The following is a 15,796-nucleotide window of genomic DNA, read 5'->3' on the forward strand; positions in this document are numbered from 1 at the left end:
TCTGGCCGGCCACCTACCAATGCCGCGCCGCTCGCGGTAGGGTGGCGCCGCCACGATGTCGGAACGCCCGCCCGAGCCGCCCCTGACCACCGACGAGGCCGCGAAGCAGCGGGCCGCGTCCTACCTCGGGCGGGTGATCTCGAAGCGCTACCGCATCGACGAGGTCATCGCCATGGGCGGCATGGGCGCGGTCTACCGCGGCGAGCACGTGCACATGCACAAGCGCGTCGCGATCAAGATCCTGCACCCGGACACGGAGCGGCTCCCCGAGCTGGTGCAGCGCTTCGAGCGCGAGGCGATCGCCGGCGCCCACATCCAGCACCGGAACGTCGCCACCGCGACCGACTTCGGCGAGGCCGAGGACGGCTCGTTCTTCCTCGTCCTGGAGTACGTCCGCGGGACGACGCTCCACGAGATCATCCGCCGGGGGCCGATGCCCGCGGCGCGCGCCGTCCTGATCGCCAGGCAGCTCGCGGCCGCGCTCGACGCGACCCACGCGATGAACATCGTCCACCGCGACCTGAAGCCGCGCAACGTGATGGTGGTCGAGCCGCAGGGCGACCTCGTGAAGCTCATCGACTTCGGCCTCGCGAAGGTGAGCGTCGACCAGCTGCGCAGATCGGCCGCGGCGCCGGAGTCCGTGCGGATGGGGCTGGAGCCGGAGTCGCGCCCGGTCCGGCTCACCACGGCGGGGGTGATCTTCGGGACCATCGCCTACCTCGCCCCGGAGTCGGCGCTCGGGATGGACTTCGTCGACGAGCGCGCGGACCTCTACGCCCTGGGCCTCATCTTCTACGAGATGCTGGCCGGCAAGCACCCGTTCCTGGCCAGGGATCCGGTCGAGCTCTTCAACCAGCAGCGCAGCGCGCCCGTCCCGGCCATCGCCGAGCACTCCCCGGGCGTCGCGGTGCCGCCGGCCATCGAGGCGGTCGTGCGGCGGCTGCTCGAGAAGCAGCCGCGCGCCCGCTTCGAGACCGCGGCGGAGCTGATCGCGGCGCTCGACCAGGCGTGCGCCGCGTCGGGGATCGTGACGCAGGAGCCGCGCGCGGAGATGTCGTCGCGCGCCGAGATGACGTCGGTCCCAGCGATCGCGGACGCGCCGCGCGTCCCGAGCAACCGGCCGCCCTTGCCCAGCGCGCCGCCGCGCGCGCCGGAGGCGAACCCGGGCAGCGCCTCGGCGATCGTCCTCGGGGACTCGTGCCTCGTCTCGCTGAGCGAGGTCGCGGACGCGCTGGAGCCCGCCGCAGAGCGGGCCGCTGGCGAGGCGGCCGGAGGCGGCGCGGGCGCGGCGGAGGCGGAGAGCGCGCGCGCGGCGGGCGAGCCGACCGAGGGCGGCGCGGGCGATCTGGAGCTGGCGGCGGTACGGGAGGACGCGGCGGAGGCGGAAGCGGAAGGCCCTCCCAGCTACTCGAGGCCGACGCCGGTGCGCAACACGCCGAGCCTCGTCGCCGAGCTCACGAGCGACTCGCGCCCGACCGCGGTGGGCGGCGCGGCGTTCATGGCCCAGGTGGCCTTCGCGCGGGAGGAAGCCGCCAGCCGCGGCGCTCTCGCCGGAGCCGACGACGAGACGCTGTCGAGCGACTCGCGCCCGACCGCGGTGGGCGGGGCAGCGTTCATGGCCCAGGTGGCCTTCGCGCGGGAGGAAGCCGCCAGCCGCGGCGCTCTCGCCGGAGCCGCTGAGCCGCCGTCGCCGCAGGAGCAGCCGGCGTCGCAGGAGCCGGCGTCGCAGGAGCCGGCGCTGCAGGAGCCGGCGCCGCGGAGCTCGAGGCCTCCGTCGCTGGAGGCGCCGCCGCCGCGACCGACGGAGCCGTCGCGGTCGATGGAGGAGCTGGCGGCGAAGGAGCCGGCGGGGCCGGCCTCCACGAGTCTGCCGCTGGAGGAGCGGTCGCCGGAGGAGCTGGAGCGACGTCCGGCGGCGCCCTCGTCGAAGAAACCGTCGCTGACAGGGGCGGAGGAGCCGTCGCCAGCGCCCGCCGCGGAGGCGTCGCTAGCGAGTCCATCTGCGCCTGCCGCTGCGGAGCGGGCGTCGGCGAGGCCGTCTGCTCCTTCCGCTGGAGAGCCGGCGTCTTCCAGGCCGCCCGCTCCCATCGCTGCGGAGCCGGCGTCGGCGAGGCGGTCTGCGCCTTCTGCTGCGGAGCCAGCGTCGGCGAGGCGGTCTGCGCCTTCTGCTGCGGAGCTAGCATCGTCGCCGCCGCCTTCGCCCACGGCCGCAGCGCCAGCGTCATCGCAGCCGCCCGCGCCTGCTGCGGCGCGGCCCACGTCTTCGCAGCCGCCGTCGCTCGCCGCGGCGACACCAGCGTCATCGCAGCGGCCACCGCCCGCCGCCGCAGCGCCGGCGTCATCGCAGCCGCCGTCGTCCGCCGCGGCGACGCCAGCATCATCACAGCCGCCGTCGCTCGCTGCCGCAGCGCCAGCATCATCGCAGCCGCCGTCGCTTGCCGCGGCGACGCCAGCATCATCGCAGCCGCCGTCGCCCGCCGTCGCAGCGCCAGCGTCATCGCAGCGGCCACCGCCCTCTGCTGCGACGCCAGCATCATCGCAGCCGCCGTCGCCCGCCGCCGCAGCGCCAGCGTCATCGCAGCGGCCACCGCCCTCTGCTGCGACGCCAGCATCATCGCAGCCGCCCGCGCCCGCCGCCGCGGAGCCCGCTTCGGCAAGGACGCCCGCGCCTTCCGTGAAGGCACAGCCGACCCAGGAGGCGTCGCCGTCCGCTTCGCCCGCTTCGCCGCAGGCGGACGAGCCGCCCGCGGAGGACGAGGTGCCCGCCTCGGAGCCGAGCTCCGGACGCCTGAGCGGCTCGCGACCCGCGTTCGCCCCGACGCTGCTGCGCGAGCTGGAGGCCGCGGAGGCAGAGCGCGTCGCCCGCGAGCGCGAGGAAGAGGCGAGACGCAAGGCCGCCGAGGCGGCAGCGCGCGTCACCCGCGAGCGCGAGGAGAAGGCCAGACGGAAGCTCGCCGCCCGGGAAGCGCGCGCCGCGCGGGTGCGCCAGGCCGACCTCGGCGCCCGCCTGCGCCAGATCGCTCCCTACCTCGGCGGCGGCCTGCTCGCGGCGGCCGTGATCGCCGCGCTCGCCAGCGGCGGGCGAGCCCCGCCCGAGCCAGAGCCCCAGCTCGGCCTGACGCAGCCGCCGGCGAGCGCGCTCGCGACGAACGAGCCCGCGCCTACCGACACGACCGCCGCCCCGGGGGAGCCCGGCCCCGCCGGCCCGGCGCCAGAGGCTGCCCCGGCCGGCTCTGACGCGCCCGCCGGGCCCGCCGCGACGGACACGCCGGCCGAGCCCCCGCCCGACGAGGAAACCCGGAAGGCGCTCACCGGCGCGGTCAGGGCGCGCAAGTGGGTCAAGGCCGCCGAGGCGCTCAACCAGCTCGCCGAGCGCGACCCGACCGCGCTGCGCGACCGCGCGGTCGCCATCGCCGCGCGCAACGTCGCCATCTCCATCTCGAAGACGGGCGAAGAGCTCGCCGACAAGGTCTTCGACGCGCTCGCGAGCCGCTTCGGGACAGCGGGCCTCGACGTGCTCTACGAGATCGTCGAGACCCGCGGCCGCTCCACCCCGGCCACGCGCGCGGCCAAGCTGCTCCGGGATCCGGAGGTCGCCGCCCGCGGGACGCCCGCCGTCCGCATCGCCTTCGAGCTGCGCGACGCCACCTGCGGCGAGAAGCTGCAGTTCCTCGATCGCGCCGTCTCCGAGGGCGATCAGCGCACCCTGGTGGTGCTCGAGACGGCGGTGAGGCCCTGTTACACGAAGAACCGGACCATCGATGAGGCGATCAAGAAGCTGAGGGCGCGGCTCGAAGACGGCTGAGCTCGAGCCGCGCCGGCGCCCTCATCCGAACTGGACGCGCTCCTCGAAGGGCACGTCGCCGACGGACACGATCTCTCCGAGCACCCACGCCCGCTCCCCGCTCCCGGCGAGCGCCTCGATCGCCCGGTCCGCGGCGCCCTTCTCCACGACCGCGACCAGCCCGACGCCGAGGTTGAACGTGCGCCGCATCTCGGCCTCCTCCACCGGTCCGCCGCGCTGGAGCACCTGGAACACCGCCGGCCGCTGGTAGGAGCCGAGGTCGAGCCGCGCGCCCAGCCCGTCCGGCAGCACGCGCGGGAGGTTCCCCGGCAGGCCGCCGCCCGTGATGTGCGAGAGCCCCCTCACCGCCTCGCCAGAGGCGGCGAGCAGCGCCGTGATCGCGCGCGCGTAGATGCGGGTGGGCGTGAGCAGCGCCTCGCCCACGGTCGCGCCGAGCTCGTCCACGCGGTCGCCCATCCGGAGCCCCATCTCCTTCTCGAGCACCCGCCGCGCGAGCGAGTAGCCGTTCGAGTGCAGGCCGCTCGACGCCACGCCGATCACCGCGTCGCCGGCGGCGATCCGCTTGCCGTCGAGGATGCGCGAGCGCTCGACGACGCCCACGGCGAAGCCGGCGAGGTCGTACTCGCCGTCGGCGTACATGCCGGGCAGCTCGGCCGTCTCGCCGCCGATGAGCGCGCAGCCGGCCTGCTTGCAGCCGTCGGCGATGCCGCGCACCACCGCCTCGCCGACGTCGACGTCGAGCTTGCCGGTGGCGAAGTAGTCCAGGAAGAACAGCGGGCGCGCGCCGACCGTCAGCACGTCGTTGACGCACATGGCGACGAGATCGATGCCGACCGTGTCGTGGACGCCGGTCGCGAACGCGACCTTCAGCTTGGTGCCGACGCCGTCGGTGCCGCTGACGAGCACCGGCTCGGACAGCCCGCCCGGCAGCATGCACAGCCCGGCGAACCCGCCCACGTCGGCCAGCACCTCGGGGGTGCGCGTCGGCTTCGCGAGCCGCTTGATGCGCTCGACGAGCGCGTCCCCTGCATCGATATCGACCCCCGCTTCCCGGTATGTGACGCTCATGCGAGGCGCATCCCATACCTCCGCGGCAAAGGGAAGCGGGCTCGCTCCCGGCGCGGCCGGCGCGCCGGCCGGCGTGGGCGGCGCGGCCGGCGAGCGCGGCGGCCAGCCCGGCGCAGGCGCGCTCCGCGGCGCCGCCGCTACAGGAAGGGGGGCAGCGCCGCGCGGCACGCCCCAGCGCGTGCCGCTCCTTGCGCCTGTCCACGGCCTGGTCGCCCGCGCGGCGCGGCGCGTCTCACGCCCCTTGTGGTCCATTCCCTTTGTCGATGCGATTTTTTCGCAGCAACTGACCGTATCCAGCAGGTGGCGGCTCTTCACTGGGGAGCTGTCGTGAGCGGCTCCACGGCCTTGTCTTCTGCTCCGCTGTCGACATCCTAGGCGCCCATGTCCGCCACGCCTGACCCCGTTCCTCCCCTCGTCCTCGTCGCCGCCGCCGTCATCATCGAGCGCGGCCGCGTGCTGCTCACGCAGCGCAAGGTGGGCGCCCACCTCGAGGGCGCGTGGGAGTTCCCGGGCGGCAAGGTCGAGGCGGGCGAAGATCCGCGGGACGCCCTCGTCCGCGAGCTGCGCGAGGAGATCGGCGTGGAGGCCCGCGTCGGCGACATCGTGGAGGTGACTTATTACCGTTACCCGAGGAAGCCGGTCCTGCTCCTCTTTTACGAGGCATCGCTCGTCGAGGGCTCGCCGGCTCCCGCGCCGCTCGACGTGGCCGCCGTGCGCTGGGCCGAGGCGCCCGAGCTCCAGGACGAGCTCTTCCCGCCGGCCGACGTCCCGGTGCTCGCCAAGGTGCGCGCGCGGCTCACCCTCCGATGAGCCATCAGGGAGTCGATGGAGAACGCGCCTGCGCCGCCGAGCGCGAGAGAGAGCAGCCCCGCGATATACACCAAGTTGATCTCGTACCCGGGAGGGCCAAACACAGGCCCGTCCGCCGTCAATCCGATCGTGTTGACGGAGCTGAAGCCATGCCGGAGGTGGACGGAAAACATGGCCGTCAGCATCGTGGCGATGAGGGGAACGGCAGCGATCGCGGTGAACGCGCCCGCGAGGACGGCGATGCCGCCCAGGATCTCCACGAACGGCACCACCCAGGACATGAGCTGCGGCAAGGGGACGCCGAGCTGGGTGAGCAGCACCTCGAATCTGGCGGGCCCTCTGCTGACCTTCACCCAGCCATGTAAAATGAAGCCATAGCCCATGACCAGGCGCATCAGGAGGGGCGCCCACTGGCTGTATCTCTCTTCGACTATCGATGTTCTGTGGCTCATCCGGGTGATGTCTCCTGCCGACCGGGTACGAGGCGTATCGCGGAACCCGGGTGGCCTCCGGGGATGACGAGGGAGAGAGTCCCGGAGCTCGGGTGACCTCCGGGGATGACGAGGGAGAGAGTCCCGGAGCTCGGGTGGCCTCCGGGGATGAGGAAGGAGAGCGTCCCGCCGAGGGCGCTCACAGCGCCGGGGGGCAAGCCTCGCCGCGGACGTCGCCGAGCAGGCTCGCGAGCCGCTGGCGTTGCAGCTCGCCGACGGCGCGCTCCACCTCCTGCCCGGCGGCGTCGACGCTGAGGAACGTCGGCACGAAGCGCACGCCGTAGTGGGCGGCGAGGGCCTGCCCGCGAGGCTCGTCGACCTGGATGCGCACCACGGTGTCGGCCTCCTTGGCGCAGCGCGCTTCGAGCTCCCTCACGAGCGGCGCCATGCGCTCGCACACCGCGCAGTGCGCGCTCACGAACTCGACCAGCCTGGGCTTCCCCTCGGGCAGCGCGACGTCGCCGTGCTCCATGACGCCCTCCGGGGCCGCGCACGCGCCGGCGGGGCCGCCATCGCAAGGCGCGCTCGCAGCCACGGCTGCGGCGGGCGCCGGCGAGAGGGCGTCCAGGCGGCCGGACGCGAGCGCGACCCCGAGGACCACGAGCAGCGCCCCCGTCACGCGCTGGAGGGCCGGCGTGGCCGGCACCAGGCGGCGCGCGAGCGCGACGGCCGTGGGCCCGACGAAGGCCGCGACGACGAGCGGCGCGGCGAGGCCCGCGGCGTAAGCGCCGAGCTGGATCGCGCCGGTGAGCGGGCTCGCGCCCGCGCTGGCCGCGTAGGTGAGCGCGGCGCCGAGCACCGGGCCGACGCACGGCGTCCACCCTGCCGCGAACGCGATCCCGAAGAGCATGCCTCCCCAGAAGCCGCCCGCGCCCGGGAGGCGGGAGAGGAGCGGGCGCGCCTCGCGCTCCAGCCACGGGAGGTGGAGCACGCCGAGGAGCTTCGCGCCGAAGAGCGCCAGGATCACGCCGGAGGCGACGGTGAGCGCGTGCCGGTGGGGCGCGAGGGCCGCGGCGAGCGCCGACGCGCCGGCGCCGAGCGCGACGAGCACGATCGCGAGGCCGAGCGCGAAGCCGACGCCGGCGAGGCGCACGCTGCGCTTCACCGCGGCGCGGTCCGGACCGCCGAGCGCCCCGGCGCCGCCGAGGGCCGACAGGTAGACGGGGAGCATCGGGAGCACGCAGGGCGACGCGAACGTCAGCAGGCCCGCGCCGAAGAGCGTCAGCAATGAACCGATCGTCATGGGTCCTCGTGGTCCTCGTGATGGACGGGATCAGGGCCTGCCAAGCGCCGGCGCGAGCGCCGCGACGTCCAGCTCGGCGACCGCGAGCACCGGCTGCTCCACGCTCCTCGCGCAGATCGCGTTGCCGAGCGGCCCCCGGGTGCACCCCACGCCGCGCCCCGCGAGCGAGCGCGCGGCCGTGGCGGCGTTGGAGCCGGGCGGCGGCACGAACACCGTGAGCGGCTTGTCTCCGCTCTCGTACATGAGCGCCGCCGTGCGGGTGGCTCCGATCTGGCAGAGACGCGCCCCGAGCAGCCGGGCGCCGGACACCGCCGGGACGGTCACCGCGTAGCCGAGCTTGCCCTCGAGCCATCCGGCGACGGCGCCCGGATCGGAGGATTCGAAGTCGCACGGGCGCTCGCGCGCGAAGCCGCGCACGTGGTGGCTCACGAGCTCGTCCGCCATCGCCGCGCCCACGCCGCGGCTCGGGCTGCCGACGAGCAGCGCGGCAGCCGTCGCGGCCGCGGCGAGGGCGGCCGTGACCACCCAGCGGCCGCGGCGCCGCGCGCGCGCGCTCCGCGCATTCCGCGCGGCGGCCTCCGCCCGGTCGCGCAGGCGCTGCGGGACCTCCCCGTCCGCCTTCGCGACGAGCGCGCGCCGCACGCTGCCAAGGACCTCCACGGCGCGCCGGCAGGGCCCGCAGACGGCGAGGTGCGCCTCGATCCGCGCTCCGTCTTCGGGCGTCACCTCGTCGTCGTGCCACGCCGAAATGTTCTCGAACCACTCGCGGTTGCACCCTGCCATGACATCTCCTCATGCCGTTCGGAGAGGCCCTCGACGAGCGCGAGCCGCGCCCGCGAGAGCCGTGATCGCACCGTGCCCACGGGGCACGCCTGGAGATCGGCGATCTCCTCGTACGTGAGGTCCTCGACCTCCCGCAGGAGCAGCGCCTCGCGCCACTCCGGGGGCAGGCGCGCGAGCGCGCGCTCGACCTCGTCGGCGAAGCCGCGCTCGAGCAGCTCCGCCTCCAGATTGCCCTGCGGCTCCGGCACCGACTCGGCGCCGCGACCGCCCTCGATCACCTCGAGGCGCTGCCGCGCCCCCCGCGTCGCGTTGAGCAGCACCGACCGCTCGATACGGAGCAGCCACGCGCGCATGCGATCCTCGTCGCGCAGGTCGGCGTGCCGCTCGATCGCGCGCACGACCGTCGCCTGCGCCAGGTCCTCGGCGTCCTGCTCCGAGCGCGTCAGGCGACGCGCCGCGCGCAGGAGGGACGGGAGCTCGGCGAGCAGCCGGTCGAGGAAGGAGGCGTGGGGAAACGTGGGCATGAGCTGGGCCGGGGGCAGGGGGCTTCAGGCCGCCTGCTTCACCGGACACTCACAGGACACGGCGAGGGCCGCGAAAAGTTCCCGGCGCTCGACGGTGACCGGCAGGCCACCGTCACGTCGAGCGTCCTCAGGGGACGAGGGGCGGGCTCACGCGAAGGGGTACGAGGCGCGCTTCAGGCCGGTCAGCACCTGGTAGCGGTCGGCTGGTAGCGATCGGCCGCGACGATGGCGGCAGGCGCTCGGCCTCGTAGGCGGCCAGCGCTTCCACCGGATCGGCGTGGGGGCGAGCGCGCGGACCAGGGCGCGGGCGTCCAGGATGGCCTGGCTCGCCCGCTGGAGCCGATCGGGTACATGGGATGGGCGGCGCCGCCCAGCAGCGTCATGCGCCCATGAAGCGCGCCACGCGCCGCCCTCTCTTCAATCATCAATCATCGGCATGGCGGCCGCGGAGGGTCATCACCGCCACCGCCACCCCTGCCGACAGCACCACCGGCACCATGGCCATGGCCACGCCGGCGGGGCCCCAGCCCTGGCCCAGCAGGTGGCCCGCCACCAGCGGCCCGCCGATGGAACCCAGCCGGCCGGCGGCGATGGCGGCGCCGGTGGCCAGCCCGCGCGCCCGCGCCGGGTAATAGAGCGGGATGACGCCGTAGAGCGAGTATTGCGCGCCCAGCAGGAAGAAGCCGGCAAGGCCGGCCAGCGCCAGCACCGGCGGCAGGCTGTCGGCCCTCGCCAGCCCGAACATCGACAGGGCCAGGGCGGCATAGGCCGCGATGATGGGGAGGCGCGGCCCCAGCCGATCCACCAGCATGCCGATGACCCAGCAGCCGATGACGCTGCCGGCATTGAAGGCGAAGGCGGCGCCAGCGCCCCCCACCCCGCCCAGGCCCTTGGCAGCCACCAGCGATGGCAGCCAGTTCAGGAGCAGGTACAGCACCAGCAGCGTCAGGCCGAAGGTGATCCAGGACGTCAGCGTGACCAGCAGCCGGCCATGGCCGAACAGCGCCTGCGCGCTGCCCGGCCGCTCTGCGCCGCCGGATGCCGCCGCGCGGCTGTCGGGCATCAGCCGCGCCATGGCCGGCAGCAGCAGCAGCGGCAGCACGCCGCCGGCCACGAAGATGCTGCGCCAGCCGAACCGCGCCAGGAAGCCGGCCGCGAACAGCGCGGCCAGCGCGCCGCCGGCCGGCATGCCGCTGAACATCAGGGTGGTCGTGCGGGTCCGCCGGTCGGGCGGGGCGATCTCCAGGGCGACGGCCACCAGGGTGGGCATCGCCGCCCCCAGGCCGGTCCCGGCCATGAACCGGAAGAGACCCAGCGACAGCGGTCCGCCCGCCACCACGGTGGCCAGCGTGAACAGGCCGAAGACGCCGACCGCCATCATCAGCAGCGGCTTGCGGCCCATGCGGTCGGCCATCCAGCCGCCGGCCAGCGCGCCGCAGACCAGCCCGGCCATGCCGGCCCCGAACACGACGCCCGCCTGCCCGGGCGTCAGGCCCAGATCAGGGATCAGCAGGGGGGCGGCCACCCCGATGGCCTGGATGTCGAACCCTTCCAGCAGGGCGATCAGGGAGCACAGCGATAGCGTGGCGGCGCCGCGCGGCGCGTGAGGGGGCGATGCGCCCATGCGGGAACCTCTTTCCATCCCATTGCCCGGGATTGCTGCAGCGGGCCGCAGACGAACAGATGAGGTGATTGAAGCTCACTGTTCAAGCGCCCATCCTTGGGTCAAGCATCCGTGCTGAAGAGCAGCAGGGTGTCCCGGCGGCATCGACACATCTCGTGACGGCGGCGCGGTCTGCCGCCGCGCCAGGCGCCGGTGTTCCTGCGGACCTGCGGTTCTATCGGCGTTCGTAGAAGGTGAGGCTCACCCCGCCCGCCGCGCCTCCCGGGTCGGAGCTCACATACTGCTTCGTGTTGAGGATCGCGTAGGGGCCGTCCGCGCGCGTCTCGAAGACCGGCACGAGCGCGCCGAACTGTCCGCAGTTCCTCACGAGGATGACCTCGCCGTCGTTCGAGGACAGCGCGTACCGGGCGTCCAGCACCGTGGTCGCTCCGATGAGCTGGTAGTCCGCGCCTCCGGGGATCACCGACCCCGACAGGCCGCTGAGCAGCATGCCACCGGTGACGGTGCCCCCGGTGATGGGGATGATGTTGCGCGTGCCGCGCTTGCTCGCGCCGACGGAGACGGAAGCACCGAGCGTGACGGACTCGGTGAACACGCTCGAGCCCCTCGCCCCGGTCGCCGTCGAGCACTCCCACGACTGGTTGGGAACGCCCTCGGGATCCTTGAGCTGGATCTTCGGCTCTCCGGCGGCCACGTCGGCGATGTCGTAGATGTCGAGCTGGATCGTGCCCGCCGCGGCGTCTACGACGCGGGTGCCCGCGAACTTCCCGGTGTTGAGCCAGGCGAGCGAGCTCGATTGCGCGACCTCGAAGTCCGGGACGACCCGGACGACCCCATCGCCGGCGGCGGCGACGCCGCAGCTCCGCATGTAGATGAGGGTGCCGTCGCTCGCCCTCAGGATGTTGATCTCCTCGAGCTCGACGGATCCGTTCGACAGCGTGAGCTCGAGATCCATGCCGCCCGTGAGGAAGGTGGCCTGGACCTTGTCGCCCGTGAGCGTGCCCCCCGTCACGTCGAGGAGGCGGCGATCTCCGAACTGGGTGGTCCCGACATCGTGGGTCTCGCCGAGCTCGAGCGTCGCCCGGAAGACGGGCTCGCCGAGCGTGGGGAGCGGAATGCCGCCGGGCATGCCGCATGTCCACGAGGGATCGGGGACGATCGTCGCCTCGTCGCCGCCGTTGCTGCCGCCGCCCGTGCCGTCGCTCCCGCCTGTGCCGCCGCCGCTGCCGCCGGTCCCGACGGCTCCGCCGGTTCCGGTGCTCCCGCTGCCCGCGCCGCCCACGCCGGCGCCGCCCGTGCCCGTGGTGCCAGTCGTCCCACCAGGACCGCTCGACGCCGTGCTGCCAGAGCCGCTGCTCGTCGTTGCTTCGCTGCCCTCCTCGCCTGACTCACCGCACCCTGCAGAGCAGACGCCAAGGATCCCCATCATCAAGAGCTTGATTGAACTCTTTCCAAGCTTCATTGTCGGCGCCATCCATTCAGGTAAGAGGACATTGTTCGCTGGACTCAGAACTGCGAGAAGAAGCTCCAGATCGAATCCCCGGAATCGTCCGGCATCTCGTGGCCCCCGCCGAACTCACACCAGACGACGGGATAGCCCGCGTCGCAGCCCTCGTAGCTGACGCAGGGGCTCGGCTCGACCGGCGTGGTCTGCGGATCGCAGTGGTTTCGCTCGAGGAAGACATCGCGAGCGGCCTGACCATTCTCGAGCGGAACCACGTTGTCGGCGTCGCCGTGGGCGCCCCACATGGCCACGGGGCTGTCGCCGTCTTCGCAGCCGCTGTAGAGGGCGCCGGACATGGGGGCGATGGCACGGAAGACGTCGCCCATCGCGCAGCCGATCGCGTAGGACATCATGCCGCCGTAGCTGAATCCCGTCGAAAAGATCCTGCTCTGGTCGATGCAGAGCTCGGCGCGGAGGCGGTCGAGCATGGCGCGGAGGAACGCGATGTCGCGGCCATCCGTGTTCGCCCAGCCCTGGTCGAGGCCCTCGGGTGAGACGAAGATCGCCGAGCCGTCGGCGCGATTCTGCAGGCCGTAATAGCCGCCGCCGAACCCGGTCGCGACCTGCTGGGCCGAGCCGCCGCGGGGATGCCATGCGAAGATCAGCCGGTAAGCATGGCTCGGATCGTAGTCGTCCGGCACGGCGAGGATGTACTCGCGCGTCGCGCCGCCGACATCGATGCTGAAACGGCCGCTCTCCGGCGCCGTCGTGCCATCGCAGCCCGTGCTCCGCGTCTCTCCCCCAGAGCCGCTCGAGCCGGAGGCCGCGCCGCCCGCGCCGGCTTCCCCCGAGCCCGGGCGCCCGCCGCTGCCGCCGGCGCCACTGACCGACCCGGACGAGCCGCCCGTCGCCGGTGAGCCACCTGTTGTCGACGAGCCTCCCGTGGCGACGGAGCTGCTGGTGCCGGTCCCAGCGAGCCCTCCGGCGCCGCTGCTGCCGGCCGGTGGCTCGGTCACAGCTCCCTGATCGGAGCAGGCCAGCGCCGTGAGCGCCGCGAACGCCGCGAGCGCAACAACCCCCGGAGCGGTCGTGCCGAAATTGCGAAGCGTTTCCATGGGTCGCCTCTCTGTTCCAAGATCGCCGTCCGTCCTCGCGTCACCCGATGAGGTGACGCCAACGACTTGGTACCCGAGCCCTCGGGCGCGAGGCATAGGCATACTCGCCTATGCCCCGGCGCGATGCGTTGCCCCGCCCTGGTGGGCTGGACGGCCCGGCGAGAGTCGGGCGCGCGCTGCGTGCCACCCAGGACCTGCCCTTCAGAACAGCAGCCGAACGCCTCCGCCGAGCGGACCGATCTGCAGCTGCGCCTGGATCTTCGCGCGATCGCTCTGGATCTGCCCCGTGATCCAGAGCGGTATGCCCGTGACGGTCATGGCGCCTCCGAGGCTCATAAGCACGGTGGGAAAGACCCATGCGTTCGACGCGCAACCGCAGGCATCGTCGCCGCGGGGTCGGGTGAGGAAGTACATCCCCGCGCCGACGGAGCCGAGGACCAGTCCGCCGACGGCGAGGCCGGTGCCCACATCGCGCCGGGTGGTGTCGACGGGGGGAACGGGCGCGGCTTGCTGGGCCCGCGCCTCGCCCGCGAGGAGCGCGTTGCCCGCGACGAGCACGATCGACCCGAACGCGGCGAATCGCATGCTCGCGAGGATCCCCGGTCGCGGCGCGCCCGTCAAGGCGAGCCCCGGCGGGGGCGCCCCCCGCCGGGGGAAGGGCGTCGCGACGCGCGGGGGGGCCGCTGCCAGGCGCTGGCTCGCCTCAGGAGCCCTCGCCGCGCAGCGATTAGCCCATCGCCGCGCCAGGCCCGGTCTGCACGGGCGGCGGGGTCCGCGTGATGCTCCGCCAGGTGTCGACGGCCCAGTCTCGGTCCGACTCCTCCTTGCAGACGATGGTGCAGCGCGCGAGCCGGCCGGCCTCGGGGCACACCATGATGGCCATGAGCACCCAGCACGGCTCCGGCTCGTCGTCGCTCTCGCCGAGCATCCACAGCGCGGCGCCCGCGAGCTGCCCCTTCTCGTGCTCGTAGCGCAGCCCGGACATCTCGTGCGGCGGGAAGGTGTCGAGCACCTCCTTGGCCGTGAAGGGCGCGCCGTCGTGCCGCCGGTAGATCATCGACGAGAGCGAGACCTCGCGGCGCTCGCCCGGATCGAACATCCGCAGCGTCTCCCCGCCGTACAGGAGCTCGGACTCGAAGGAGGGATCCACCTGGATGGCCCAGCCGCAATGGAAGTAGAACCGGATCGGGATGATCTCGCAGGTCGGCGGCATCGCGGCGCTCAGCGTAGGCGCTCCGCGCGGCGAACGCACGCGAGCCTGCCCCGGCCTGGCCGCCGGGGGGCGCGGTGCGTCCAGGCGGCGGCGACGGGCCGGCAGCCGCCGCGCTCAGGCGGCGAGGCCCGGCCGCCCGGGCGAGAAGGGCGACAGATCCAGCGGCGGCTGCTCGCCCGCGATCAGCGCGGCGACGATCTTCGCGGTCACCGGGGCGAGGAGCACGCCGTTGCGGAAGTGCCCGGTCGCGAAGACGAGCCGCGCGATCTCGCCCCCTCCGAGGATCGGCAGATCGTCGTTCGTGTGCGGCCGGAGCCCGGCCCATGTCCTGCCGATCGGCGCGTCGCCGAGCGCGGGCGCGAGCCGGAGCGCCGCCGTCAGCAGATCGCGCACGGCGCGCGACGTGACCGCGGTGACGTAGCCGGCGAACTCCATGGTCGCGCCGACCAGGACGCGCCCGTCGTCGCGCGGCGACAGGTAGCACCCGGGCCCGTAGACCACCTGCGAGAGCACCGGCGACGCCGGCGTGAGCTCGACGATCTGCCCGCGCGCCGGCCGCACGGCGGCGGGCGCGAGCCCCGAGGCCTCGAGCAGGGACGACCAGCTCCCCGCGGCGAGCACCGTCCAGCGCGCCTCGACCTTCGTCCCGTCCTCGAGCTGCGCCCCGCACGCCTGCTCGCGCTCGACGAGGACGCGCCGGACCGCCGCGCCGGTGCGGAACTGCACGCCCGCGCGCTCCGCCGCGATGCGCAGCGCGCGCATGAGCGACGGCGGATCGATCCGCGCCTCGTCCGCGAACCACGCCCCACCGGCGACCTCGTCGCAGAGCGCCGGCGCGCGCGCCCGCGCCGCGTCGCCGTCGCAGAGCTCCACGGCGAGGCCGGCCTCCCGCTGCCATGCCACCTCGCGCGCGATCTCGTCGCGCCCGGACGCGGTGAACGCCACGCGCAGCGCGCCGCTCTGCCGGAAGCCCACGTCGAGCCCCGTCGCCTCGACGAGCGAGGCGGCGAGCTCCGGGTAGAGGGCCCGGCTCGCGAGGCAGAGCCGCGCGAGGGGGCCGTCGCCCGCTGCCTCGAGCTGGGGGCCGATGATGCCCGCCGCCGCCCAGGAGGCGCCCTCGCCCGGGTTGCGCTCGAGGACGCGGACGGACAGCCCGCGCCGCGCGAGGGCGAGCGCCGACGCGCACCCGGCCACGCCGCCGCCGATCACCACCACGTCGCTCATCGGCGCGTGCATAGCACGCCGCGCGCCGCGGGGAGCCGTGGAGAGCGCCACGGGTGGCTGGCACCGGGATCGGCGACCCGATGCATTGCCCGATCACCGCTTCCGCGGCTTCCGCGGGGGGAGATCGGCCTCGGCCAGCGGCCGCTGCTGTCGCGCGTGGAAGAGGCGCAGCAGCCAGAGGTCAGCGTCGGGGTCGGAGGCGTCCGCGAGATACCAGACGACGTGGGGGAGCTTGCGCAGGAGGAGCCTGCGGACGACGGCCCGGTCTCCGTCGTCCTTCGCCTCGGCGGGACCGATCGCGGGGAAGCGGGCGAGGAGCTCGATCGCCTCGTCGAGGCCGGTCCGCAGGCGCTCCACCCACTCGATTCCGCGGTCCTCGCCGAGCCAGCGCACCTGATCGCGGAGGTCGCGGGCGAACTCCCGGCGGAAGCGGACGCGGCGGCTCACGCGGC

General features: G+C 74.1%; 13 protein-coding genes and 2 pseudogenes. 2 read left to right on the forward strand and 13 right to left on the reverse strand.

Annotated features, from left to right (window positions below; translation table 11 throughout):
* The first annotated feature begins 55 nt into the window (after positions 1 to 55).
* Positions 56 to 3,805, forward strand: a complete 3,750-nt coding sequence (locus WME85_RS50305; RefSeq protein WP_437832621.1) for a protein kinase domain-containing protein — start codon at positions 56 to 58, stop codon at positions 3,803 to 3,805.
* A 21-nt stretch (positions 3,806 to 3,826) separates the two neighbouring features.
* Here the strand turns inward: WME85_RS50305 and purM are convergent, their stop codons facing one another.
* Positions 3,827 to 4,873, reverse strand: coding sequence for a phosphoribosylformylglycinamidine cyclo-ligase (gene purM, locus WME85_RS50310; RefSeq protein ID WP_437832623.1), 1,047 nt, complete (start codon positions 4,871 to 4,873; stop codon positions 3,827 to 3,829).
* Between the two features lie 381 nt (positions 4,874 to 5,254).
* Here purM and mutT point away from each other — a divergent pair, with 381 nt between their 5' ends.
* Positions 5,255 to 5,683 carry an 8-oxo-dGTP diphosphatase MutT gene (gene mutT / locus WME85_RS50315; RefSeq protein WP_437832625.1) on the forward strand — a complete coding sequence of 143 codons (429 nt, stop codon included), beginning with the start codon at positions 5,255 to 5,257 and terminating at the stop codon, positions 5,681 to 5,683.
* A 218-nt stretch (positions 5,684 to 5,901) separates the two neighbouring features.
* Here the strand turns inward: mutT and WME85_RS50320 are convergent.
* The 12 genes and pseudogenes from WME85_RS50320 to WME85_RS50375 all read right to left on the reverse strand — a co-directional run.
* A pseudogene (locus tag WME85_RS50320) lies at positions 5,902 to 6,135 on the reverse strand (DoxX family protein); the annotation flags it as partial.
* Positions 6,136 to 6,313: 178 nt separating this feature from the next.
* Positions 6,314 to 7,417, reverse strand: coding sequence for a cytochrome c biogenesis protein/redoxin (locus WME85_RS50325; RefSeq protein WP_437832627.1), 1,104 nt, complete (start codon positions 7,415 to 7,417; stop codon positions 6,314 to 6,316).
* A gap of 30 nt (positions 7,418 to 7,447) precedes the next feature.
* Entirely contained in the window at positions 7,448 to 8,200 is a 753-nt protein-coding gene (locus WME85_RS50330) for a zf-HC2 domain-containing protein (RefSeq protein WP_437832629.1), read from the reverse strand.
* The gene (locus WME85_RS50335) at positions 8,140 to 8,724 is read right to left on the reverse strand and encodes an RNA polymerase sigma factor (RefSeq protein WP_437306195.1); all 585 of its coding nucleotides are present in this window, start codon (positions 8,722 to 8,724) and stop codon (positions 8,140 to 8,142) included. The genes WME85_RS50330 and WME85_RS50335 overlap by 61 nt, the downstream gene beginning before the upstream one ends.
* Positions 8,725 to 8,923: 199 nt before the next feature.
* Positions 8,924 to 9,116: pseudogene (locus WME85_RS50340) on the reverse strand (FAD-dependent monooxygenase); the annotation flags it as partial.
* A gap of 32 nt (positions 9,117 to 9,148) precedes the next feature.
* Positions 9,149 to 10,348, reverse strand: coding sequence for an MFS transporter (locus WME85_RS50345; protein ID WP_437832631.1), 1,200 nt, complete (start codon positions 10,346 to 10,348; stop codon positions 9,149 to 9,151).
* 214 nt (positions 10,349 to 10,562) lie between these two features.
* Positions 10,563 to 11,810, reverse strand: coding sequence for a DUF3237 domain-containing protein (locus WME85_RS50350; RefSeq protein WP_437832633.1), 1,248 nt, complete (start codon positions 11,808 to 11,810; stop codon positions 10,563 to 10,565).
* A 44-nt stretch (positions 11,811 to 11,854) separates the two neighbouring features.
* Positions 11,855 to 12,907 carry an alpha/beta hydrolase family esterase gene (locus tag WME85_RS50355; protein ID WP_437832635.1) on the reverse strand — a complete coding sequence of 351 codons (1,053 nt, stop codon included), beginning with the start codon at positions 12,905 to 12,907 and terminating at the stop codon, positions 11,855 to 11,857.
* 201 nt (positions 12,908 to 13,108) lie between these two features.
* A complete protein-coding gene (locus WME85_RS50360) occupies positions 13,109 to 13,492 on the reverse strand; it encodes a hypothetical protein (protein ID WP_437832637.1) in 384 nt (127 codons plus the stop codon).
* A gap of 142 nt (positions 13,493 to 13,634) precedes the next feature.
* Positions 13,635 to 14,120 (reverse strand): hypothetical protein, encoded by a 486-nt coding sequence (locus WME85_RS50365; protein WP_437832639.1) that lies wholly within the window; start codon positions 14,118 to 14,120, stop codon positions 13,635 to 13,637.
* A gap of 114 nt (positions 14,121 to 14,234) precedes the next feature.
* Positions 14,235 to 15,344, reverse strand: coding sequence for a glycine oxidase ThiO (gene thiO / locus WME85_RS50370; RefSeq protein ID WP_437832640.1), 1,110 nt, complete (start codon positions 15,342 to 15,344; stop codon positions 14,235 to 14,237).
* 93 nt (positions 15,345 to 15,437) lie between these two features.
* Positions 15,438 to 15,791 carry a type II toxin-antitoxin system RelE/ParE family toxin gene (locus WME85_RS50375; protein ID WP_437832641.1) on the reverse strand — a complete coding sequence of 118 codons (354 nt, stop codon included), beginning with the start codon at positions 15,789 to 15,791 and terminating at the stop codon, positions 15,438 to 15,440.
* Positions 15,792 to 15,796: the final 5 nt, after the last annotated feature.

The organism is Sorangium sp. So ce1153, from assembly GCF_051521595.1.
In the GTDB taxonomy this organism is placed as follows: Bacteria; Myxococcota_A; Polyangia; order Polyangiales; family Polyangiaceae; genus Sorangium.